The following is a 22,995-nucleotide window of genomic DNA, read 5'->3' as shown; positions in this document are numbered from 1 at the left end:
CCCGCTCAGTGCGCCACGGCGGCGGCGCCGTGCTCGTCGATCAGGGCGCCGGTCGTGAAGCGTTCGAGGGTGAACGGCGCGTTGTGCGGGTGCGGCTCGTCGTGGGCGATCGTGTGCGCCATGCACCACCCGACCCCCGGCGTGGCCTTGAACCCGCCGGTGCCCCACCCGCAGTTGAGGTACAGCCCCGCGTAGGGGGTGAGCCCGACGATCGGGGATGCGTCGGGGGAGACGTCGACGATCCCGCCCCACGTGCGCAGCAGGTGCGCCCGGGCGAACACCGGGAACAGCTCCACCGCCGCGGCCATCTGCCGCTCGATGATGTGGAACGCGCCGCGCTGGCCGTAGCCGTTGTAGGAGTCGACGCCCGCACCCATCACCAGCTCGCCCTTGTGCGCCTGCGAGACGTAGACGTGCACGGCGTTGGACATGACGACGGTGGGGTGCACGGGTTCGAGCAGCTCGGAGACCAGCGCCTGCAGCGGGTGGCTCTGCAGCGGCAGGCGCAGGCCCAGCTGGTCGGCGAGCACCGAGGTGTGGCCCGCGGCGCAGAGGGCGACCTTGCCGGCGGCGATGTCGCCCCGGCTGGTGCTCACGCCGGTGACCCGGTCCCCGTCGGTGGTGAAGCCCGTGACCTCGCAGTCCTGGATGAGATCCACGCCCGCGGCGTCGGCCCGCCGCGCGAAGCCCCACGCCACGTAGTCGTGCTTCGCGATGCCTGCCCGCGGCTGGTACGTCGCGCCGAGCACCGGGTAGCGCAGGTCGGGGGAGGTGTTGACGATCGGGCAGACCTCGCGGACCTCGTCCGGGGTGAGCCACTGCGCGTCGACCCCGTTGAGCACGTTGGCCTCGACGCGCCGGACGCCCTCGCGCACGTCCTGCAGGCTGTGCGCCAGGTTGAGCACGCCGCGCTGGTCGAACAGGATCGGCATGCCGAGGTCGTCCTCGAGGCCCTCCCACAGCCGCAGCGCGTGCTCGTAGATGGCGGCGCTCTCGTCCCAGAGGTAGTTGGAGCGGATGATCGTGGTGTTGCGGGCCATGTTGCCGCCGGCGAGCCAGCCCCGTTCGAGCACTGCCACGTTCGTGATTCCGTGGTTCTTCGCGAGGTAGTGGGCGGTGGCCAGGCCGTGCCCGCCCGCACCGACGATCACCACGTCGTAGGAGCGCTTCGGCTCCGGGTTGCGCCACAGGGCGGCCGGGAGCTCCGGGATGCCGGCGTGCGTCACCGCGTCAGCATGCCCGGGGAACGGGTCGGGCCGTCAAGGCCGACCGGGCTCGTCAGGTGGCGGACGGGCGGGGCTGCTCCGGTGGGACCGACCCCTCGGCGGCGTCCATCCACCTGTCCAGGTCGGCCTGCGTGAACTCCTGCCACGGCGGAACGTCCGGGAGCCGCCGGAGCAGGTCGAACGCCTCGTCGACCCGGTGGCCGTTGAGCACGGGCGAGTGGCAGCCGGCGACGACCTCGGCGCCGAGCCGCTGGAAGTCGTCAACGACCGCCCGGAACTTGCCCGCGTCGAGCAGCGTGTACCACGGCGAGACCAGGCGGCCGCCGAAGAACTGGCCGTCCCGGAACTCGTCGTCGGTCAGCTCGCCGATCTCGGGCATCGGAGCGGGCAGGTTCGTCGCGAACGTGTCCACCGACCACACCACGCTCGTCTTCGTGTCGAAGAGGGCGCGGGTCGTCGGGTTGTCGTACAGCGGCGGCCGCTTCGCCACCAGCGTGCGGTCGCCCACGTCGACGGTGTCGCCCTCGATCACGAAACGACACCGGTTGATCGGGGTCTCCCACTCCTCGGCCATCCGGCCGATCGAGAACCAGGTCGTCAGCAGAGTTGCGTTCGGGCAGGCCGCGAGGACCGGCAACAGGTTGCCCGAGTGGTCGCGGTCGTCGTGGGTGAGGAACACCCACTTCACGTCCAGCGGGTCCACCACCGACCACGCGGCTTCCAGCCACTGTGCCCGCACGGCCGGCGAGCCGGTGTCCACGAGCACCGGCTCCGCCCCGCGGATCGCCATCGAGTTCATGGGGAAGTGCCCGACCGGCGGGGCCTCGAGGGCCCACGGGATGACGAACGTCTCCTCTGCGATTCGATAGGGCTCCAGGAGGTTGAACGTCGGGATGGTCGTCATCGTCGACTCCCATTGCTCGGGGGAATCCCTCGACCTCGTCCCGATCAGGGCACGCGTTACCCGGTGCCGAATGCCCCGGGGATCGCCCGACTCGTCGCCGATCAAGGGCAGATGGGCGCCAGTTGATCTCTGGGAGCGACCATCCGCCCTTGGTCGTGGAGCGGCGGGCGGCTCGCGGGCGCCGTGTCCGGCCGCGCACCCGTTCGACGGGTTGCGTAGCCGCACACCACCCGCACGGGCCGACACGAGGTGCGCGGGCATTGGCGGCCCCTGCCGACGCCGAGGGTCCTTCGACCGCGGACCGGCGAGCGTGATCATGGTGTGTCAGGCGCTGTCACCGGGCCCGCGCGGTGGTGGTCCCGGCCACGATCCGTTGTGTCGGTTGTCTATGGCTGTGGCAGCAGCCGTGGACAACCTCTACTCGCGATCTTGGCGTTCATGATCCGGTGTATCGGTTGTCCATGGTTGTGGGGGCAACCACGAACAACCGCTAGTTCGGATCATGGTCGTCCGGGCGGCCCGCCAGCCCGTTCCCTGCACTCTGTTGATCGGTACCCTTCGGGTTGCTCTGGTCAATGATCAGGCCGGTGGGCGCGCCGTCCCGGCTCGGGCCTTCCTGCGCTCGCCTCCGCCCCGGCCTCTCGGGTGCTCCTCTGTTTCTCGTCGCCCCGCGCCCGTGGGGGTGGCTGGGTTGGGTTCACTACCGGGTTCTGTGGTGGCGTGGGCGGCCGTCCCCGACGCGGCGGCACGGCGGTCGGGGACGAGCCTGCTGCGGTTGGCGTGCCACGCAACCTCCGGTGGTGCCGACCCTCGCCTCCAGTCAATTCCGCATGGTCAGGCAAGACCAACACGGGGCCAGGTGTCTGCGCGAATGTCCATGATCGGCAGGAATGGGACATGAGATGCACGGGTGCGGCTCATGTCCCGATTCCGCTGGTCATGGGCGGATCACTTGGGCTGCTGGGGTGGGAACGGGACCACAGCATGTTGCGTGGCACCCAAGCCGGGCGCTCGTCGGGAACCGCCGTGCCCCCGCGTCGGGGACGGCCGCCAGCGCGACCACAGAAGTCGATAGTGAACCCAACGCAGCCATCCCCACAGGTGCGGGGACGAGGCGACCGGATCGACACGCGAACAGCCCGGAGCGGATGGGTGAGGCCGGAAGGCCCGAGTCGGGAACGGCGCGCCCACCGGCACAGCGTCACCGGAACGGCACCGGACTGCGTTCCGCGGAACGCCCCCCCGAGACCGGAACAGCCGCGTCCACGCCCGCCGATCACAGGCCACCGGAGGGAAGACCCGCGGACGACCTGCGGCTGGAGTACTAGCGGAAGGCGTCGGCGTTGGCGCGGGCCCAGTCCGCGAACGTCCGCGGCGGGCGGCCGGTGACCTCCTCCACGGTGGGCAGCACCGCGGACTCGTCGAGCGAGCCGTCGACGTAGAAGTCGAAGAACGCTCGCACGTACGCCTCGGGCATGCGGGCCGTCATGTCGGTCCAGGCCTCGTCGTCGGGCTGGGCCTCGAACCGCAGGTCGCGGCCGAGCACCTCGCCGAGCACGCGGACGCGGTCGGCGGGCAGGAGCGCCTCCGGCCCGGACAGGGCGTGGACGCGCCCGTCGTGGCCGTCCTCGAGGAGGGCGGTGGCGGCGACGGCCGCGATGTCGGCGGGGTCGATCACGGCGATGCGGACCCCGCCGAACGGGGCGCGCACCACGTCGCCCGCTTGCAGCTGCGGCGCCCATTCGAGTGCGTTGGTCATGAACCCGAACGGACGCAGGATCGTCCACGGGATGCCACCCGCCCGCACCGCGTCCTCCGTGCGGATCATGTAGGCCGAGACCGCGTTCCCGGTGTCGCCGCTGCCGGCGGAGCCGCCCGACAGCTGCACCACCCGGGACACCCCGGAGTCGCGGGCCGCGGCGAGCACGCCGGGCATGTCCTTGTAGCCGGGGAGCAGGAAGATGCCCGAGACGCCCTCGAGGGCCGGGCGGAGGCTGTCGGAGTGGTCGAGGTCGCCGACGACGCGCTCCGCACCCTCGACCGGCCCACCGTCGCGGCGGGCCAGTGCCCGCACCGGCTCCCCGCGATCGACCAGGTTCCGCACCAGCTCGCGCCCGACGTTGCCCGTGGCACCGCTCACAAGGATCACGCACCGAACATAGCCGCAGTGACGGGCGCCTCAGATCGGCAAGGGATTAATCCTGCGCGTTCTGTCGGTCCTACTCAATAGATTGCACTTCCGGCGCCCGGGCCCACCGGCCCGCGTCGAACCGAACTTCTCGTGGGGGAAACCGTGAACCAGCAGTCCGACGTGCTCGACGACACGTCGAGCCCACCCGGTACCGCGGGGCAGCTGAGCGCCCGCGACCGCACCGTGATCGGGGTGCTGCTGGTCTCCACGTTCGTCGTCATCCTCAACGAGACGATCATGAGCGTCGCGCTGCCGGTGCTCATGGCCGACCTCGGGGTCGATGCGAGCGTCGGGCAGTGGCTCACCGCCGGGTTCCTGCTCACGATGTCCGTCGTCATCCCGATCACCGGCTTCCTGATCCGGCGGATCCCCACGCGCAGGCTGTTCGGCGTCGCCATGATCCTGTTCAGTGCGGGCACGTTCCTCGCTGCGGTCGCACCGGGCTTCGCGATCCTGCTCGCGGCCCGGGTCATCCAGGCGAGCGGCACCGCGATCATGCTCCCGCTGCTGATGACCATGGTGATGACGCTCGTGCCGCCGACCCGCCGCGGCGCCGTCATGGGCAACATCTCGATCGTCATCTCGGTTGCGCCCGCGATCGGGCCCACCGTGTCGGGCGTCGTGCTGAGCCTGTTCGGCTGGCGCTACATGTTCTGGTTGGTCCTGCCGATCGCGCTCGCGGCACTCCTGATCGGGATGCGGCTGATCACCAACGTGGGCGACTCCACCGACGCGCCGATCGACGTCCCGTCGGTCGTGCTCGCGGCGCTCGGCTTCGGCGGCCTCGTCTACGGCCTGAGCAGCGTCGGCCACTCGACGGGCGGCACCTCGCCCGCGATGCTGTGGGGGGCGTTCGTCGTCGGCGTCGTGGGCCTCGTGGCGTTCGTCGCGCGGCAGCTCGTGCTGCAGCGCACCGACCGCGCGCTGCTCGACCTGCGCACGTTCCGGTCGCAGACGTTCACGGTCGCCAGCGCGATGATGATGCTGATGATGGCCGTGCTGCTGGGCACCATCGTCCTGCTGCCGATCTACCTGCAGAACGTGCTGATGCTCGAGCCGCTCACCACCGGCCTCCTGCTGCTGCCGGGCGGCCTGTTGATGGGGCTGCTCGGCCCGGTCGTCGGGCGCCTGTACGACCGGTTCGGGCCGCGGGCGCTGCTGGTGCCCGGCACGGCCGCCGTCAGCGCGGCGCTCTGGTCCACCACGCTGTTCACGTCGGGCAGCTCGATGCTGCTGGTGCTGGGCTTCCACCTGCTGCTGTCGGTGGGGCTGGCGTTCGTGTTCACGCCGCTGTTCACCTCGGGGCTCGGCGCGGTCGAGCCGCGGCTGTACTCCTACGGCAGCGCGATCTTCGGCACCACCCAGCAGCTCGCGGGCGCCGCGGGCGTGGCGTTGCTGGTGAGCATCCTCTCGGTGCGCTCGGCGGCGCTCGCCGAGGAGGGCGTGTCGCTCCTGGAGCAGACCGCGGGCGGCATCCACGCCGCGTTCCTCGTGGCGGCGTCCCTGTCGGTGCTCGCGATCGTGGGGGCATTCTTCATCCGCAGCGCTCCGGAGAACGGGAAGGCGAACGCGGAGGTACCGGCCGCGCACTGAGCGTGGCGCCCTTTTCCGCACGAACGGCACTTTCGTCCGAAGTGGTCGGACAAAGTGCCGTTCGTGCGTTTGAGTGAGCCCGGGGTCCGGCAGGGCTCCCGCCGATAGCCCAGTAGTGTGATCCAGCCTGTCGTGATCTCCGGGAACCGCAGGCGTTTCCTCGTCACATTTGTCATCTGGGGGTTGACCCGTCCGTGGCTGACACGAACGTGGCTGACGCGATCTATGACTTCGTCATCGTGGGCGGCGGGACGGCCGGATGCATCCTGGCCAACCGCTTGAGCGCCGACCCCGGCACCAGGGTGCTCGTGCTGGAGGCGGGCCAGCCGGACCACGCGTGGGACCTGGCGGTCCAGCTCCCGCTCGCCATGGGCACCCCGGTCGGCAGCCGGTGGCACGACTGGCGCTACACCGGCGAGCCGGAGCCCGGCCTGCAGTCCAGGCGCATCGCGCATCCCCGCGGCAAGGTGCTCGGTGGCTCCAGCAGCATCAACGGCATGCTCTACACCCGCGGTCACCGGGCCGACTTCGACCGGTGGGCCGAGGAGACCGGCAACCCGGAGTGGGACTACGCGCACTGCCTGCCCTACTTCCGCAGGCTCGAGAACTGCGTCGGCGAGATCGACGCCACGCGCGGGCGCGGCGGGCCGCACACGCTGATGCGCAGCCCGGCGGACGGGCCGATCTTCCAGGCGTTCTTCGAGGCGGCGCGGCAGGCCGGCTATGCGGTGCTGCCGGACATCAACGGCCTGGAGCAGGAGGGCTTCGCGCCGTTCGACCAGGGGATCCGCGGCGGTCGCCGCGAGAACGCCGCGCGCGCCTACCTGCACCCCGTGCGGCGGCGCCGCAACCTCGAGGTGCTGACCAAGGTGCTCGTCACCGGCATCGACATCATCGGTGGCCGGGCGGTCGGGGTGCGGTACCGGCGCGGGAAGGGCGGTGACACCGTCGCGCGCGCCCGCGAGGTCGTCCTCGCCGCAGGCGCCGTCGGGTCCCCGCAGCTCCTGCAGCTGTCGGGCGTCGGCAACAAGGCCGAGCTCGAGGCGCTGGGCCTGCCGGTGGTCCACGACCTGCCCGGCGTCGGCGAGTCCCTGCAGGACCACCTGGCCGTGCACATCCAGTGGAGCGGCACCGCGCCGGTGTCGCTCGCGGCCGTGCGGAACAAGGCGAACTGGCCCAAGATCGTCGCGGAGGCCCTTGTGTGCGGCACCGGGCCGGGCGCCTGGAACCCCATGCAGGTCGGCGGCTTCGTGCGCAGCTCGTTCGCCGGTGAGCAGCCCGACGTGTACCTGGTGCTCGCGCCGATGCTGATGCAGAGCGAGGAGCAGTCCTTCCCGGTCGACCAGCACGGGTACCAGCTGCACGTCGAGGTGATGCAGTCCGACGCGCGGGGCAGCGTGAAGATCGTGTCGCCTGACCCGTCGGCCCATCCGGCGCTGCGGCTCAACTACATGTCCGCGCCGGACGACCGGCCGCGGTGGCTGGAGGCCGTGCGGAGGGGGCGGGAGCTGCTGGCGCAGCCGGCCATGGCGGCGCTCGGCGGCTCCGAGTGGCTGCCGGGGCCGACCGTGCGCTCGGACGACGAGGTGCTGGCGTGGGTCACGCGCACCGCGCGGACCGGGCTCCACCTGTCGTGCAGCGCCCGGATGGGTGTCGATGACGGGGCAGTGCTCGACCCTGCCACCATGCGGGTGCACGGGCTCGAGGGTTTGCGCGTCGTGGACGCCGCCGCGTTCCCGTCGATCACGAACGCCAACACCTACGCCCCCACGATGATGCTCGCGGAGAAGGCTGCCGACATGATCCTCGGGAACACGCCGCTGCCGGCCGAGTACCCGGTCTCCGTGCCCGACGGCGCGCTCGATGCGTGACCCGCACATCGGCGACGTCTGGGACGTCGTCACCGAGCCGCTGCCGACCGTCGGTGTCCAGGACAGCGACGTCCAGGGCAGCCCGGCCGACCGGCTGCGCAACCTGCTGCGCGGCTGGCGCGACCCGCAGCACCGCGACGGGCTCGCCCTGGTGCTCTCGTCGGGCATCTCCTCGGTGGTCGGGCTGCTGTACTGGGTGGTGGCGGCGCGCCTGTTCCCGCCGGACGAGGTCGGGGTCAACACCACGCTGATCTCGACGATGACGCTGATCGGCGTCACCTCGCAGCTCAACCTCGGCAGCGCCCTGCTGCGTTTCGTCCCGGTGGCCGGGCGGTCGGCGCGTTCGTTGGTGGCGGCGTGCTACGGCATCGCGATCCTCACGGCGTGCGTGCTGGGCGGCGTGTTCGCCCTCGGCGCGCCGCTGTGGGCCCCCGACCTGGTGGACGCGCTCGGGCACGGGCCGCTCCTCGTGTTCTTCGTGCTGGCCACGCCGGTGTGGGCGGCGTTCGCGATGCACGACTACACGCTCACGGCGATCAAGCGCGCCACTCTCGTGCCGCTGGAGAACCTCGCCTTCTCGCTGCTCAAGGTCGGGTTCCTCGTCGCCGGCACCGTGCTCGTGTTCCGCGGTGTGATCGCCGTGTCGTGGGTGCTGGCCACTGCGGTGATCGTCGTGGTCGTGGCGGCCTTCCTGGCGAAGGTGCTGCGGCCCACCGCCGCCGCCCCGCTGCCCAGGGAGCAGATCCGGCCGCGGAGCATCGCCGGTTACGTGTCGGCCGACTGGGCGGGCGGGCTGTGCACCGACGCGGTCGAGTTCGGGCTCCCGCTGGTGGTCCTGTTCAGCCTCGACGCGGACTCGGCAGGCACGTTCAGCGTGGTCTGGGCGATCGCGTACGCGTTCTACCTGGTGACGCACGGGATGAGCCAGTCGATGGTGACGCACGTGGCGGACCGGCCCCACGAGTCCGAGGCGGCGGTGCGCACCATGGTCAGCAAGGCGCTCACCCTGATCGTGCCGGGCGTGCTGGTGGTCGTCGTCGGCGCCGGCCTGATCCTGTCGATCTTCGGCCGGCACTACGCCGAGAACGGCACGACGCTGCTCGTGCTCTGCGCCCTGTCCGCGGTGCCGAACGTCGTGGTGGGGACGGCGGTGGCGGTCGCGCGGATCCAGCACCGCCCCAGCGTGATCTTCGGGATCCCGGCCACGGTCGCGGTGATCGTCGTCCCGCTGGCACTGGTGCTGATGCCCCACCTCGGGCTCACGGGCGTCGGCATCGCCCTGGTCGCGGGGCAGACGGCGGTGGCGAGCGGGATCCTGCTGAGCCGGTGGACGCGGGCGTAGGCGGGGGAACCGTCCCCGCCGCGTCTCAGCGGACCGAGCGGATCCGGTAGACCAGCACCGCGCCCGCGACCTCGATGGCGGCCGCCACGAGGTAGAGCGCCGTGTACCCGCCCAGGACGGTGACGACCGGGGCGGCGATCACCGGCGCGATCACCTGGGGGAGCGAGCTGGCGATGTTGAGCACGCCCAGGTCCTTGCCCCGGTCGCGCCCGGTGGGGAGCACCTGGGTGAGCAGCGCGAAGTCCACCGCGCTGTAGGCGCCGAACCCGAAGCCCAGCGCCACCGCGCCGGCGACCATGCCCGGCCAGGTCGGCCACACCGAGATCAGCACCGCCGCTGCGGCCATGACCAGCGAGCCGCCGGTGACGAACACGCGCCGCCGCCCCGTGCGGTCCGACAGCGTTCCCGCGACGACGACGGACGCCAGCATGGCCACCGAGTAGATCGCCGTGAGGAGGAGCACGCTGGAGGCCGGCTCGGCGAGCCCCACGACGTCCGACAAGAAGAAGAACAGGTAGAGCAGCACGATCGCGTTGCCGAGGTTCACCAGGAAGCGCGTGAGGAAGCCCCAGCCGAAGTCGCGGTGGCGCACCGGGTTGATCCAGAAGCCGCGCAGGAACTCGCCCCACCGCCAGGTCCGCTCGGGCACCTCGCCGGTGTGCCGCCCCAGCAGGACGTACGGGAGGCTGAAGGCCAGCGCGGCGACCGCGCACAGGAGGTACCCGGTGGTGACGGCACCCGCGAGGACCGCGAGGCCGGTGCCGAGTCCCACCCCGACCACGAACGCGAGGCCGAGGTAGCCGGCGGCCGTGCCCCGCTGCCCGGCCGGCACCTCGTCGGGCACGGCGGCGCTGAGTGCGGCGAACGGGGCGTTCAGCAACGTCTGCACCGCGCACCACCCGATCACCACGAACGGGACGGCGGGCGCCGCGGCGAGCAGCGTGATCGCGACGGCGCCGCCTGCGAACCCGAGCGCGATCCACGGCCTGCGCCTGCCGAACCTGGAGCGGGTGCGGTCCGAGAGCGCCCCGAACAGCGGGTTCGCCACGAGCGAGCACGCCGCGCCCGCCGCGAGCACCAGCGCGAGCGCCGCCTCCTTGTCCTGCGGTGCGAGCACCTCGACCTGCTGGGGCAGCAGCACCTGCAGCGGCCCGAACAGGCCGGCGTAGAGCCCGACCCAGGCCAGCGAGAACCGCACGACCCAGCCCGCCGACACCCGTTGTGCCGGATCGACGAGCATCCGTGAGGTCATCGTCCCCCCTGTACCCGGCGGTACGGGGGAGACACGGCTCAGCTGCCGATCACCGCGGCCCGCAGCGCCTCCGCAGTGTGCGCCACCTCGCGCCCGTTGACGAGCACGGTGGGTGTCCCGGTGACGCCGGCCTGCGAGGCGGCGTCGGTGACCGACCGGCTCCAGCCCGAGTACCTGCCGTCCTGCACGCAGGTGGCGAAGCCGGGCCCGGCCCCGGCCTGCGTGCCGAGCGCGACGAGCTGGTCGTCGGGCAGGCCGTCGCCGCCCTCGGGTGGCTGGTTCGAGTACAGCAGCTGGGCGAAGCGCGGGAGCACGCCCGCGTCGGCGGCGCAGCCCGCGGCCGCGGACGAGCGGCTGGAGTACTGCGTGCTGGAGAAGCGGTTCAGGTACGCGACCGGGTGGTAGACGATCTTGGCCTGCCCCGACGTGACGAGCTGGTCGATCGTGGCGCCCGCCTGCTGCTCGTACTGCGCGCAGGCCGGGCACTGGAAGTCCAGGTAGAGGTCGATCGTGGCGGGCGCGTCGGGGTTGCCGACCGTGACGCCCGCCGCGGTGGCGCCCGCCGGCAGCTCACCCGTGCCGGCCCCGGCGCGGTAGACGCCGAAGCCGACGGCCCCGGCGAACAGCACCAGCACGACGACCGCGACGAGCGTCATCGTCGACGGGCCGCGCCGGACGGTGATGGTGCGAGGCATCAGGAGAACTCCTTCATCAGTGCGAGGCGCCCGGCCGGCCACCGGGCGAGTAGGACGGCAACCACCAGCAGCGCGGCGTCGCGGGCGAGCTCGAGCCCGTACGTCGGGTCCTGCCCGGCGCCGAGCTCGCCGCCGGATCCGAAGCAGCCGCAGTCGATCCGCAGCCCCCGCGCCCACGCCGAGGCGATCCCGACGACGAAAGCGAGCATCAGCACGGCCGAGACCGCCGCGGCCGTCCGCACCCCGGCCCCGACGACGAGCAGCACGCCCAGCAGCAGCTCGACGACCGGCAGGCCGGCGCCGACGACCTGAGCGGCCGTCTCGGGCAGGAGCCGGTAGGCGCGGACCGCGCGCACGGACGCGTCCAGGTCGGTGATCTTCGAGGCACCGGCGACCAGCCAGACGGCGCCGAGCAGCAGCCGCCCCGCCGTGGTGAGCCAGGCGAGCGCGGGGGCGGGTGGGGACGTGGTGGCAGGAGGCATCAACCGGAGTGGTCGTCGCCGCCGCGCCTCCGGTTCCCCGGCAGTTCGATCTGCGTGCGGTGGCGGAAGACCACCTCGGCGACGTATCACCGCGCGGCGGTCCGACCTCGGAACTCCGTGATCGGGGAAAAGCGATGCTGAGTCATGCGGGTGATGCGGCCGAGGTGCTGGTGCTCGACCCGGCACCGGTCGCCGCGGGTACAGCGGCAGTGGCCGTCGAGCGCCGGCGACGCAACCTCCGATGACGCGCCTGGAGGGCCAGTGCCGGGCGCTGCTGTTCCACGGCTCGGCCGGCGCGCTCCTCGGCGAGATCGACGAGGTGGCGCAGCTGCTCGCCCGCACGTGCGAGCTCGCCGCCCGCTCCGGCGATCCCGAGCTGTTCATGACGGCGCACCTCTACCGCGGAACGATCGAGATCCAGTGCGGCCGCGCGCCGGAGGGGCTCGAGGCCCTGGAGGTCGGCCGGCTGGTCGCCGAGAAGAGTTGCGATGTCCGCTTCCTCGGCGCCTTGACCGAGATGACCGGCACGGCGCACCTGTACCTCGGCGACGGCAGGAAGGCGGTGAGGTTGTACGAGGAGGCAGCGGCCATCGGCGATGGGACGCCCCGCCAGCACGTGTTCACTCGCGCCCTGAGCAGGCTCGACCCGCAGGCGGCCACCGAGGCGGTCGAGGGGATCGCGACGTTCGCGGCCGCCGCCAACCTCCGGACGCGCGCCCGCTGGGAGGCGTTGCGCCGCGCGGCGGCCACCGACGCGGACCTCGCCGCGGCGCTGCAGCAGTGCGAGCAGCTCGGCCGGCAGGACCACCGGCAGACCGTCGCGCTCCTCGCCGAACGCGGCGTGCTGCGCACCGACGTGCCCGCCGACGAGCTCGCCGACCAGCTGTGGGTGGTGATGCGGTCCGCGCAGTGCCAGCGCCTCGTCGGCCGGGCCGGCTGGACCGAGGAGCGCTACACCGCCTGGTTGCGCAGGGCGGCCGTGCAGATCCTGCTCCCAGGGCCGCGCCCCGTCGACCACCTCCTCGGCGTCCTCGCGTGACGGCCGGTCCGCTCGGCGGGTGACGGGGCCGGTCAGGCGGCGCGGTGGTGGGCGGAGGGCTGCAGGCCCCCGTCCAGGCCCCCGTCGCCGAGCCGGGGGCCACCGAGCTCCGTGCCGCGGTGGTGGACGCCGCCGTCGCCGCGGGCGTCGGCCGTGGTGTCGCGGCCGTCGCCCCCGAGCCGGGCGTGCACCAAGAGGAGCAGGAGGCCGATGATCACCGGCAGGTGCCCGAGCAGCCGTCCGGCCGTGACGTGCCCGGCGAGCACGTCCAGCGCGCTGAGGGCCACCAGCAGCGCGACGAACGCGCCGATCACCGGCACCAGCCCGCCCGACCGGCGCGCCCCGGTGGCGGCCCAGCCGAACGCGACGCCGAGAGCGAGGTTCCAGGCGGCGCTCTCGTGGGAGAAGTGCGCCATGCTCGCCCCCGCGAACTGATCCGGGCCGGCCCCGGTCGCGCTGATGATCCCGCTGAGCGCGAGCGCCAGCTGCCCGACGGCGAGCGCCGCGAGGGCGGCGCGGACGGCGTCCCGGGCGATCGAGCGCCGCGAACGCGGGGGCGCCGGGCGGGACTCGCCCGCGTCGAGCGCGGCCAGGAGCCCGGGCAGCACGTCGGGGAGCTCCTCGGCGGGCCGGATCCGGGCCAGCCGGGTGACGTGCGCGGCCCGCTCGGCGAAGGCGCGGCAGGCGGCGCAGTCGTCGAGGTGCCGATCCACCGTCCCGGGTTCCACCCCGGGGTCCTCGCCGTCCATCCGCGCGGAGATCGCGTCCCGGCAGTCCTCGCAGCGCATGTGCCTATGGTCGCAACGGCGGCCCGCGGGGTTCCCGGCCCGGCCCTGGTTAGGCTTGGTCCGTGGCCGAACGACCGGACGACGAGCGGATCACCGCCTGGGCGCTCGCCGCCGGGCGCGGTGACCGGGAGGCCCTCTCCGCGTTCGTCCGGGCCACCCAGCGCGACGTGCTGCGGTTCGTGTCGCACCTCTGCGACCCCGGCCAGGCCGAGGACCTCGCGCAGGAGACCTACCTGCGAGCCGTGGCGGCCCTCCCGCGGTTCGAGGCGGCCGCGTCCGCACGCACCTGGCTGCTGTCGATCGCCCGGCGGGTCGCGGCCGACGCGGTGCGCGCCGCGGGCCGCCGTCCCCGCACCACCGCTGTCGCCGACTGGGACGCCGTCGCCGTGCGCGCGGGAGCCACGCGGCGGGCGGGCGACGAGGCGGTGCTGCTCGCGCAGCTGGTGGCCGCGCTCGACCCGGACCGGCACGAGGCGTTCGTGCTCACGCAGGTGCTCGACCTGAGCTACGCCGAGGCGGCGCAGGTCTGCGGCTGCCCGGTGGGCACGATCCGGTCGCGGGTGGCACGGGCCCGGGAGGACCTGGTCAGAGTCCTCGGCGACGGCGCGATCGACACCGCGCGGCGCCGCGAGGCCTGATCTCGGCGGATCTCGCTGGCGCGGCTCGGTACGGTCCCATCCGTGGCGAGGATGACGAGCAGCGACTTCACCGGCACCGACATGACCGCCCGGTTCCGGGCATTGCACGTTCCCGGCGACCCGTTGCTGATGCCCAACCCTTGGGACGAGGGTTCGGCGAAGGCGCTCGCCACCCTCGGTTTCGCGGCGCTGGCCACCACCAGCAGCGGGTTCGCCGCCACCGCAGGCCTCGTCGACGGTGCGATGGGTGCGGTGGACACGCTCGAGCACGCCGCCGCGGTGGCGGTGTGCGTGGACATCCCGGTGAACGCCGACCTCGAGGACGGGTGGGGCGACGACCCGGGGGAGGTTGCCACCACCGTCGCGGAGGCCGTCGAGGCGGGCCTGGCCGGCTGCTCGATCGAGGACTACAGCGCGGGCGCCGACCCCGAGATCCACGACATCGGTCTCGCCGCCGAGCGGATCGCGGCCGCGGCGGAGGCCGCGAAGGAGGGCCGCGGGCTGGTGCTCACGGCCCGGTCCGAGAACTTCATCCGCGGCAACCCGGACCTCGGGGACACGATCGAACGCCTGCAGGCCTACCAGGAGGCGGGCGCCGAGGTGCTGTACGCGCCGGGCCTGGTGGAGCTGGCCGACATCCGCAGCGTGGTCTCGTCGGTGGACCGGCCGGTGAACGTGCTCCTGATGCCGGGGATGGCACCGATCGAGGAGCTGGCAGCCGCCGGCGTGGCCCGCATCTCGGTGGGGGGCACGTTCAGCTGGGTCGCGTTCGGTGCGCTCGCCAGGGCCGCCCGCGAGCTGAAGGAACAGGGCACGTACGGGTTCTTCGAGCTCGCGCGGGAAGGCCGGGAGTTGACCACTCGAGCATTCCGTCTGCACTAGAACGCGTTAGAGGTTGCTAGATCCACCCGGCCGGATCGGCGCGTCAGGGTGACGCGCATCACTCTCGGGTGACATCGCGTTGTGGGTCCGTCGCCGCTCGCTCCGCCCCGCTTACGCTGACCGTCGCCTCGGCGATCTTGCTCGATCGGTCGCCGGGGCCGACCCGTCCCTCCCGCAGAACGGATGACGCCTGTGCGACTCGCGCCGCTCCTGACCGTCGTCGCCGCAGTGGTCGGGTTGACCGGGGCGCTGGCGCCGCCGGCCGCAGCCGCCGGACCGGCGCTCCCGGCGCAGGCCGAGCAGCCGTGGCGGCTCTCCGGCGACCTCACCGCCCACGACCCGGCGTTGGTCGCGGGGGGCGGAGGGGACGACTGGTACGTCTTCGCCACCGGTGAGGAGAACAAGGGCGCCGGCAACATCCAGATCCGCTCGTCGCCCGACGGGCACAAGTGGACCTACGAGGGCACGGTCTGGGACGAGATCCCGAAGTGGGTCAAGGACGCGGTGCCGGGCGTGAAGAACCTCTGGGCTCCGGAGGTCTACCAGGCCAACGGCATGTACTACATGTACTACGCGGCTTCCACCTGGGGACACAACCGTTCGGCGATCGGACTCGCCACGAACGAGACGCTCGACCCGTCCGACCCGGCCTACGAGTGGGTGGACCGCGGCGAGGTCATCAGCTCCCAGCCGGACGACGACTACAACGCGATCGACCCCGGGATCATCGAGGACGGGTCGGGCACGCCGTGGATGGCGTTCGGCTCCTACTGGAGCGGCATCCGGATGGTGAAGCTGGACTGGCCGTCCGGCAAGCTCGCCGACCCCGACGCGAAGCCGCTGCACATCGCCGACCGCAAGGCGGCGCCCAACGCCATCGAGGCCCCGTACTTCGTCAAGAACGACGGCTACTACTACCTGTTCACGTCCTGGGGGCAGTGCTGCCAGGGCTCCGACAGCGACTACAAGATCATGGTCGGGCGGTCGAAGAAGGTGACCGGCCCCTACGTCGACCGGGACGGTCGCAAGCTCCTCGAAGGCGGCGGCACCACCGTGCTCACCGCGGCGGGCAACCGGGTGGGCCCGGGCGGGCAGTCCGCGTCCGACGACATCATGGCCTACCACTACTACGACAAGTCGGCGAACGGGGCGACGAAGCTCGCCCTGCAGCCGATCGTGTGGGACGACGACGGCTGGCCGCTGCTCACCGACCCCACCTGATCGACTCGCCGGGCTGCTCGGCCTTCGCCGACCCCGCCACCCCGCTCGTCTCCCGACGGCGAACCCGCCGTATCCGTGGCGCTGCTCGCGTCTCCTAACTCGGTGACCGCCACTGATCCGCAGGATCGTCGCGTCCGGGACGGGTGGCGCAGGGCAAGGGGGCGCGGAGGGGGCCGATGGCAATCGGGGTGCACGGCCTGCTGGAACGCGAACCCGCTCTCGCCGCGCTCGACGAGCTCGGCGCGACCCCGGGGCACGCCGGCGGCTGCGCGAGCTCGGGGTGCGCACCATCCCCCGCGGTCCGCAGGCGGCCACCCGCGCCCACCCGGCGGGGCTCACCAGCCGCCAGGCCGACGTGCTCGACCTGCTCGCAGAAGGCCTCACCAACGCCGAGATCGCGGAACGGCTGGTGGTCTCGGTCCGCACCGTCGACCACCACGTCTCGACGATCCTCGGCAACCTCGGTGTCCCGTCGCGCCGGCACGCGTCGCGGCTGGCCCGAACCCTCGCCAGCGCCTGACCGGACGGGCCCGGCATCGGGTCTACTGGTGGCGTGACGACCGTCCTGCGGTGCCCGGTGGTCGTGGGCCGGGCGGGCGAGCTGGCGCAGGTGCGCCGCCTCGTGGCCGCCGCCGCGTCCGGTCGCGGGGGCGCGCTGGCCGTCGTCGGCGAGGCGGGCGTCGGCAAGACCCGCCTGCTCGACGACGCGGCGTCCGCGGCGACCGGCGCCGGGATGCTGGTGCTCAGCGGCCGCGCGGTGCAGGGCGGGGGCAGCTACCGGGCGATCGCGGAGGCCGTCGTCGGGCGGCTGGACGCGCAGGCGGTCCGCGAGTCCGCGGCCGTCCGCCCCTACCGGGCCGCGCTGGACGCACTCGTCACCGGCCGGGCAGGGGTGGCCGACGGCGCCGATCCCGCGGTCGTGCTCGGCGAGGGGGTGCTGCGGGCCGTGTGCGCCCTCGCCGCCGGGCACGCCGGCTGCCTGTTGCGGCTCGAGGACCTGCACTGGGCCGACGAGGACACGCTCGCCGTCGTCGAGTACCTCGCGGCGGCCGTCCGCGACCGCCCCGTGCTCGTCGCCGTGTCGAGCCGGGACGAGCCGGCGGAAGCAGCGGCCACCGCGCGGCTGCGTGCCGCACCCGGGATCACCGCCGTGCACCTGCGCCGGTTGGACGAGCCCGACGTCGCGGCGCTCGCCGCCGCGTGCCGGGGCGGGCGGCCGCTGCCGCCGGAGACGGTGCGGGACCTGCTCGCGCGGTCGGACGGCCTGCCGTTCCTCGTGGAGGAGCTGCTCGCCGAGCCCGGGCGGGAGGTGCCACCGAGCCTCGCGGCGCTGGTCGCCGCCCGCCTCGACGCCCTCGCCGCCCCGGGCCGGGTGGTCGTGCAGGCCGCGGCCGTTCTCGGCCCCGACCCGGACTGGCGGCTGCTCGACGAGGTGACCGGCATCGCGGACGCCGACGTCGTGACCGCGCTGCGCCGGGCCGTCGACGTCGGGCTGGTGGTGCGGGCTGCCGGCGGCGGCCTGCGCTGGCCGCACGCGCTCGCCCGTGACGCCGTCCTCGGCACGCTGCTTCCCCCGGAGCGGGCAGCGCTCGCGGCCCGGGCCGCGCAGCTGCTCGCCGAGCGCGCGGGCCCGGACGACGAGCCCCGCGCCGCGGAGCTGTTCGCCGAGGCGGGCCGACCCCATGAGGCCGCGCGCGTGCTGCTGCAGCTGGCCCGCCGGGCCGCCGGCCGCGGCGCGCTGCACTCGGCGGACGCGCTGCTCGCGAGGGCCGCGGCGGCCTCCGGGCTCGGCGCGGAGATCATCCGGGAACGGGTGAGCGTGCTGACCCTGATGGGGCGCGCCGACGAGGCGCTCGCGCTGGGCGACGCCCACCTCGACGAGCTGACCGGCGACGAGCACGCCGAGCTGTGCCTGCGGCTCGCCCGCACGGCGGTGACGGCCGCTCGCTGGGCCGCCGCGCGGGACTACGTCGAGCGGGCCGGTCGGCCGGACGACCCCCGCTCCGCGGTGCTTCGTGCCGACGCCGCGTTCGGAGCCGGTGCGGGGGAGGAGGCCGCCGCGCTCGCGGCCGAGGCCGTGTCCCGCGCCGAGCGGGCCGGCGCGCCGGCGGCGCTCTGCGAGGCGCTGGGGGTCGCGGCGCGCACCACCTGGCAGACCGATCTCGCCGCCAGCCGGGCGGCCTACCGGCGGGCCGCGCAGGTGGCCGCGGAGCACGGGCTCACGCCGTGGCGGGTCACCGCGCTCTTCGGCGTCGGCATGCTCGAAGTACTGGAGGACGACGACGCCCCGACGCTGCGGCGGGCCCGTGAGCTCGCCACCGAGACGGGCATGCTCGCCCAGCTCGCGTCGATCGACATCATCGAGTCCGACCTGGTGCTGCACACCCGCGGCCCGGTCGCCGCCGGGGAGCTCGCACGTCGCGCCGCGGACGCCGCAGGCCGGCTGCGCCTTCCCCAGCTGCGGGCGCAGGCGCTGGAGCAGGTGGCGGCGTATCTGGCCGCGGCGGGCGATGCCGCCGGGGCGGTCGGCGTCCTCGCGTCGATCGACCCGGCGCACCACGGGACGAACCCGCACTGGACGAACCCGTTCCGCGGGTTCGCGACCGCGATGGGCGCCCTGCTGGAGCACGACCTCCCGCGGGCCGCCGCGGCCATGGACCCGACGGTGCCGCTGGTGCGCAAGGACCGCGGGATCGTGCTGCTCGCCCCGGTCGGGTTCTGGGTCCTGCTGCGCACCGCGGCGGGCGACCGCGACGCCGAGGCGCGCGCCCAGCTCGTCGCGGAGCCGGGCGGCTTGTCGCGCACCATCCGGGCGGGCCTGGAGTACGCCGAGGCCGTGGTGGCGGGCCGGTCCGGCCGCCCGGAGGACGCGGTCGCGCACCTGCGGGCCGCCGACGCGGCCCTCGCCGCCCGGCCGTGGTGGCGCAGGCTGCTGCGGCTCGTTGTCATGGGCTGCGCGGTCGCCGACGGCTGGGGCGACCCGGTCGCGGAGCTGCGCGCCGACCTCGCGGCACACCGGCAGGCAGGCGACGCCCACCTCGAACGGGCCTGCCAGGACCTGCTCCGTCGCGCCGGCGCGCCCACCCGCCGCCGCGGCCACACCGCCGTCCCGCCCCGCCTCGCCGCCCTCGGCGTGACGGGCCGCGAGGCCGAGGTTCTCGCACTGGTCGCGCGGGGGCTCACCAACGCCGAGGTCGCGCAGCGGCTCGTCCTGTCCCGCCGCACCGTCGAGACCCACGTCGCCAGCCTGCTCGCGAAGACCGGCGCGGCGACCCGTCGCGGCCTGCGGGGGTGGGCCGACCCCGCGTCGTGAGGATCAGCGCCAGTCACGCAACGTGCTTGCCGGCGAGCGACGTCCCCACCCCGCGGTGCCCCAGAGTCGTCTCCACCGCTCCCGCGAGTGCGGCGCCGCGGTCGCGGCACCGGCCGTCGTGGCGCCAGGCGACGATCCCGTCGGGCCGCACCAGCACGGCCGAGTGCGGCTCCAGCCGGTACGCGGCGCGCAGGGCGCGGTTCGGGTCGGGCAGGTCCTGCCCGGCCACGAGCACGTCGATCGGGACGCCCCGCGGCGTGGCGTGGCGCCACCCTTCCCCGCGGTGGCCGGTGAGCACCGTCAGCCGGTCCTCGAAGAGGTCGAGCACGCTCACCCGGCGTCCGCGCCACCGCACCCACACGTGCGGCGCCCGCTCGCCGGGCCGCGCCGTGCGGGAGTGGCCTTGCGCGGGTGCGGCGCCGTCGTCGGCGACGACGGGGGAGCGGTAGGTGCGTCCGAGGTCGGTCGGCAGGCCGTCGTCCGGCTCCCGCTCCTCGCGGAGCGATCGCGCGGCGAGGGCCCTGCCGAGCGGCTCGCGTTCGGCCGCGTAGCTGTCGAGGAGGGCGTCAGCGGCCAGGCCGCGGACGACCCACGCGAGGCGCCAGCCGAGCTCGTGGCCGTCGTGGATCGCGGTGTTCATGCCGATCCCGCCCTGGGGCGTCATCCGGTGCGCGGCGTCGCCGACGAGGAACGCGGGTCCGGACCGGACCGTTGCCGCCACGTCCGCGGCCATCGCGAACGCGCCGGTCGCGAGGAGCTCCGGCTGCAAGCCGGGCAGGCCAGTTGCGGTCCGCAGCAGTTCCGTCCAGCGGGCGGGGGTGTAGTCGGCGGCGCTCTCCCCGTGCTCGGGGAACCACCGGCGGGTGGCGGTCCAGCGGCCGGCGCCGACCGGGAGCAGCACGCACTCCGCGTCGGGGTGCTTCACGAACGAGATGCCGGGCAGCCGCCGCCCGAGCAGCGCGGCCAGGTCGGGGCGGAAGAGCACGTTGACGAACTCGCCGAGCGACCCGAGGTGCTCCCATCCGATGCCCAGCGCGGTGCGCACGGCGCTGCGGGCGCCGTCCGCGCCGACGACGAACCGCGCGCGGACGGACCCTGCGGGTCCGAGCTCGGCGTGCACCCCGTCCGGGGTGGTACGCAGCTCCGCCAGCTCGGTGCCGAACCGGACCTCGCCGCCCAGCCTGCGGATCTCGGCGGCGAGGACGGGCTCGATGTGGTCCTGCGAGCAGAGCGCCGGGTAGGTGGGGCTGACCGCGAGCGCCTCGCGCATCGACGGGTAGCTGAACGGGAACAGCTCGTCGGGCTCGGCGGAGAGGGTGCGCGTGATGGCGACGCGGGGGTCGCAGTCGATGGCGCCTTCGCGGACCGCGCGGGCGACACCCCAGAACCGGAAGAGCTCCATCGTCCGCGTGCTGACCCCGGTGGCGCGGGGGACGGTGGAGGTGCCGCCCCGCCGTTCGACGACGAGAACGCGGGCGCCGTGGCGCAGGGCGGTGATCGCGGTCGCGAGACCGGCCGGGCCGGCGCCGACGACGAGCACGTCGGTGGTGGTGGGCATGCCGAGAAGGGTGCGGCCCACGGGCGGTCCGCAAATCGGTAGCGGCTACCGAGGTTTCGGTATCCGCTACCGATCCGGCCCGTCCCTTCCGGGCGGAGGCTGCGTCCCATGACTTCCACCATCTCCATCGACCCGTCGAACGCCGCGCAGCTGCAGGCGTGGGACGGCACCGAGGGCGACTACTGGGCCGCCAACGCCGCCCGCTTCGAGCGGTCGCTCGCCGGCTACGACGACCCGCTGTTCGCCGCGGCGGCCGTCCGGCCGGGCCACCACGTGCTCGACGTCGGCTGCGGCACCGGCTCCACCACCCGGGAGGCCGCGCGGCGGGCGCATCCCGGCACCGCGACCGGCATCGACCTGTCCACCGCCATGATCGCGGTCGCCCGCGCCCGCGCCGGGGGCGCCCGCTACCTGCAGGGCGACGCGCAGGTGTTCCCGTGGCCGGCTGCCGCCTTCGACGTGGTGATCAGCCGTACCGGCGCGATGTTCTTCGGCGACCCGGACGCCGCGTTCGCGAACCTGGCCCGCGCGACCCGTCCCGGTGGCCGTTTGGTGCTGCTCGTCTGGCAGGCCCTCGAGCACAACCCGTGGCTGGTCACGATCATGACCGCGCTCGCGGCCGGACGTGATCTGCCCCGGCCGCCGGACGGCGCCCCGGGCCCGTTCGCGCTGGCCGACCCGGACCGGGTGCGCCGCCTCCTGACCGGTGCCGGGTACTCCCGCGTCGAGCTCGCGGACGTGCGGGCACCCCTGAACTTCGGCCCCGACCCGGACGCGGCCGCCGCCCTGCTCGCCGGGCTCATGGACTGGCTGATCGCCGAGCTCGACCCGCCCGCTCGCGCCCGTGCGCTCACCACCCTGCGCACGGCGTTGGCCGCGCGGCGGACCGAGCGCGGTGTGGAGCTGGGCTCGGCGGCCTGGCTGGTGACGGCGACCCGGCCGTGACCCCGGACCAGCCGGTAGCGTGACGGGCCCCCGAAGACGGGAGATCCGTGGTGCTCGTGCTCACCGGCGCCCAGGTGGAGGAGCTGCTCGACCTCGACGAGCTGATCGACGCCCTCGCCGCGGCCATGGCCGACCTCAGTGCCGGGCGGGCGTCGGCACCGGACCGCATCGCGGCCGTCGTCCCCGAGCGCGACGGCATCCTCGCGACGATGCCGGGCTACGTGCCGTCGGCCGGGGCGCTGACGGCCAAGCTGGTGACGCTCTACCCCCGCAACGCGGGCACGGACCTGCCCACCCACCAGGCCGTGATCCTCGCCTGCGACCCCGACACCGGCCGCCCGGCCGCGCTGCTGGACGGCACCGTGATCACCGCGGCCCGCACCGGAGCGGCCTCGGCGCTGTCGGCGCGGCTGCTCGCCCGTCCCGGCGCCGAGGTGCTCGCGATCCTCGGTACCGGCGTGCAGGCGCGGTCGCACGCGCGGGCGATGTGCCGGGTCCGGCCGATCCGCGAGATCCGGGTGGCCGGGCGCGAGCCGGCCAGGTCGGCCGCCCTGGCCGCCGAGCTCGCCGAGGAGCTCGCGGTGCCCGCCGTCGGGGCCGCGTCCTACGCCGAGGCGCTCGACGGCGCCGACATCGCCTGCGCCACCACGCACCCGGCGCAGCCTGCGGAACCGGTGGTCCGGTGGGAGTGGCTCACGCCGGGCGTGCACGTCACATCGGTCGGGTTCGGCGGCCGCGAGGTCGACGACGAGACGGTGGCCGGCGCGCTGGTCTGCGTCGAGTCCCGGCGCGCCGCGCTGGCCCCGTACCCCTCGGAGGCCGCCGACCTGCACGAACCGATCCGCGCCGGCCTCATCACGGCCGACCACCTGCACGCCGAGCTCGGTGAGCTGGTCGCCGGCACGCGGCCCGGCCGCACCGCCGACGACCAGGTCACCCTCTACAAGTCCGTCGGCGTCGCCGTGCAGGACGCCGCAGCGACGGCTCTGGTGCTGCGGGCCGCCCGCGCCCGCGGGATCGGGACGGACGTTCCGCTGTGAGACCGGTCATCCTCC

Annotated in this window: 20 protein-coding genes; 12 read left to right on the top strand and 8 right to left on the bottom strand. The window is 74.1% G+C overall.

The genetic code is table 11. The features are described from left to right. Positions 1-5: 5 nt before the first annotated feature. From FB388_RS17385 to FB388_RS17375, 3 genes are all read right to left on the bottom strand, one after another. The gene (locus FB388_RS17385) at positions 6-1,226 is read right to left on the bottom strand and encodes a sarcosine oxidase subunit beta family protein (RefSeq protein ID WP_142102208.1); all 1,221 of its coding nucleotides are present in this window, start codon (positions 1,224-1,226) and stop codon (positions 6-8) included. A gap of 52 nt (positions 1,227-1,278) precedes the next feature. After that, complete coding sequence (locus FB388_RS17380; protein ID WP_142102206.1) at positions 1,279-2,130, bottom strand: MBL fold metallo-hydrolase; 852 nt, start codon at positions 2,128-2,130, stop codon at positions 1,279-1,281. Between the two features lie 1,324 nt (positions 2,131-3,454). Then, on the bottom strand, positions 3,455-4,279 hold the full coding sequence (locus tag FB388_RS17375) for an NAD(P)H-binding protein (protein ID WP_142102204.1): 825 nt from the start codon (positions 4,277-4,279) through the stop codon (positions 3,455-3,457). Between the two features lie 144 nt (positions 4,280-4,423). On the opposite strand from FB388_RS17375, the gene FB388_RS17370 reads away from it, so the two are divergent. The 3 genes from FB388_RS17370 (at position 4,424) to FB388_RS17360 (ending at position 9,127) form a co-directional block, all read left to right on the top strand. Then, positions 4,424-5,914: a DHA2 family efflux MFS transporter permease subunit gene (locus FB388_RS17370; RefSeq protein ID WP_142102202.1), complete on the top strand. Its 1,491-nt coding sequence runs from the start codon at positions 4,424-4,426 to the stop codon at positions 5,912-5,914. 209 nt (positions 5,915-6,123) lie between these two features. Then, a complete protein-coding gene (locus FB388_RS17365; protein ID WP_142103270.1) occupies positions 6,124-7,785 on the top strand; it encodes a choline dehydrogenase in 1,662 nt (553 codons plus the stop codon). Then, on the top strand, positions 7,778-9,127 hold the full coding sequence (locus FB388_RS17360) for a lipopolysaccharide biosynthesis protein (RefSeq protein WP_142102200.1): 1,350 nt from the start codon (positions 7,778-7,780) through the stop codon (positions 9,125-9,127). The genes FB388_RS17365 and FB388_RS17360 overlap by 8 nt, the downstream gene beginning before the upstream one ends. Positions 9,128-9,152: 25 nt before the next feature. Here FB388_RS17360 and FB388_RS17355 read toward each other — a convergent pair whose 3' ends face one another. From FB388_RS17355 to FB388_RS17345, 3 genes are read right to left on the bottom strand one after another with little or no spacing between them, the layout of a single operon-like run. After that, a complete protein-coding gene (locus tag FB388_RS17355; RefSeq protein WP_142102198.1) occupies positions 9,153-10,379 on the bottom strand; it encodes an MFS transporter in 1,227 nt (408 codons plus the stop codon). A gap of 38 nt (positions 10,380-10,417) precedes the next feature. Continuing rightward, positions 10,418-11,074: a DsbA family protein gene (locus FB388_RS17350; RefSeq protein ID WP_142102196.1), complete on the bottom strand. Its 657-nt coding sequence runs from the start codon at positions 11,072-11,074 to the stop codon at positions 10,418-10,420. Next, a complete protein-coding gene (locus tag FB388_RS17345; protein ID WP_142102194.1) occupies positions 11,074-11,556 on the bottom strand; it encodes a MauE/DoxX family redox-associated membrane protein in 483 nt (160 codons plus the stop codon). The genes FB388_RS17350 and FB388_RS17345 overlap by 1 nt, the downstream gene beginning before the upstream one ends. Positions 11,557-11,564: 8 nt before the next feature. On the opposite strand from FB388_RS17345, the gene FB388_RS17340 reads away from it, so the two are divergent. Together FB388_RS17340 and FB388_RS17335 are read left to right on the top strand one after the other, a co-directional pair. Beyond that, the gene (locus FB388_RS17340; RefSeq protein WP_142102191.1) at positions 11,565-11,801 is read left to right on the top strand and encodes a hypothetical protein; all 237 of its coding nucleotides are present in this window, start codon (positions 11,565-11,567) and stop codon (positions 11,799-11,801) included. After that, on the top strand, positions 11,798-12,595 hold the full coding sequence (locus FB388_RS17335; RefSeq protein ID WP_142102189.1) for a hypothetical protein: 798 nt from the start codon (positions 11,798-11,800) through the stop codon (positions 12,593-12,595). The genes FB388_RS17340 and FB388_RS17335 overlap by 4 nt, the downstream gene beginning before the upstream one ends. Before the next feature lie 32 nt (positions 12,596-12,627). Here the strand turns inward: FB388_RS17335 and FB388_RS17330 are convergent, their stop codons facing one another. Continuing rightward, positions 12,628-13,383 (bottom strand): zf-HC2 domain-containing protein, encoded by a 756-nt coding sequence (locus FB388_RS17330; RefSeq protein ID WP_142102187.1) that lies wholly within the window; start codon positions 13,381-13,383, stop codon positions 12,628-12,630. A gap of 62 nt (positions 13,384-13,445) precedes the next feature. Between FB388_RS17330 and FB388_RS17325 the strand changes: the two genes are divergently transcribed. The 5 genes from FB388_RS17325 (at position 13,446) to FB388_RS17305 (ending at position 19,437) form a co-directional block, all read left to right on the top strand. After that, positions 13,446-14,021 (top strand): sigma-70 family RNA polymerase sigma factor, encoded by a 576-nt coding sequence (locus FB388_RS17325; protein WP_142102185.1) that lies wholly within the window; start codon positions 13,446-13,448, stop codon positions 14,019-14,021. Between the two features lie 51 nt (positions 14,022-14,072). Then, the gene (locus FB388_RS17320; protein ID WP_246122126.1) at positions 14,073-14,903 is read left to right on the top strand and encodes an isocitrate lyase/PEP mutase family protein; all 831 of its coding nucleotides are present in this window, start codon (positions 14,073-14,075) and stop codon (positions 14,901-14,903) included. 183 nt (positions 14,904-15,086) lie between these two features. Continuing rightward, a complete protein-coding gene (locus FB388_RS17315; protein WP_142102183.1) occupies positions 15,087-16,124 on the top strand; it encodes an arabinan endo-1,5-alpha-L-arabinosidase in 1,038 nt (345 codons plus the stop codon). A gap of 280 nt (positions 16,125-16,404) precedes the next feature. Beyond that, positions 16,405-16,644: a helix-turn-helix domain-containing protein gene (locus tag FB388_RS40445; protein WP_246122010.1), complete on the top strand. Its 240-nt coding sequence runs from the start codon at positions 16,405-16,407 to the stop codon at positions 16,642-16,644. 33 nt (positions 16,645-16,677) lie between these two features. After that, on the top strand, positions 16,678-19,437 hold the full coding sequence (locus FB388_RS17305) for an ATP-binding protein (RefSeq protein WP_142102172.1): 2,760 nt from the start codon (positions 16,678-16,680) through the stop codon (positions 19,435-19,437). A gap of 13 nt (positions 19,438-19,450) precedes the next feature. On the opposite strand, the gene FB388_RS17300 is transcribed toward FB388_RS17305, so the two are convergent. Further along, entirely contained in the window at positions 19,451-20,995 is a 1,545-nt protein-coding gene (locus FB388_RS17300) for an FAD-dependent monooxygenase (RefSeq protein WP_142102170.1), read from the bottom strand. Positions 20,996-21,103: 108 nt separating this feature from the next. Between FB388_RS17300 and FB388_RS17295 the strand changes: the two genes are divergently transcribed. Together FB388_RS17295 and FB388_RS17290 are read left to right on the top strand one after the other, a co-directional pair. After that, complete coding sequence (locus tag FB388_RS17295; RefSeq protein ID WP_142102168.1) at positions 21,104-21,940, top strand: class I SAM-dependent methyltransferase; 837 nt, start codon at positions 21,104-21,106, stop codon at positions 21,938-21,940. A gap of 47 nt (positions 21,941-21,987) precedes the next feature. Then, the gene (locus FB388_RS17290; protein ID WP_211361963.1) at positions 21,988-22,980 is read left to right on the top strand and encodes an ornithine cyclodeaminase family protein; all 993 of its coding nucleotides are present in this window, start codon (positions 21,988-21,990) and stop codon (positions 22,978-22,980) included. Positions 22,981-22,995 lie beyond the last annotated feature (15 nt).

This window comes from Pseudonocardia cypriaca (genome assembly GCF_006717045.1).
In the GTDB taxonomy this organism is placed as follows: domain Bacteria; phylum Actinomycetota; class Actinomycetes; order Mycobacteriales; family Pseudonocardiaceae; genus Pseudonocardia; species Pseudonocardia cypriaca.
The sequence above is the reverse complement of the archived record's forward strand: the minus strand, read 5'-3'. Positions and strand labels throughout refer to the sequence as shown.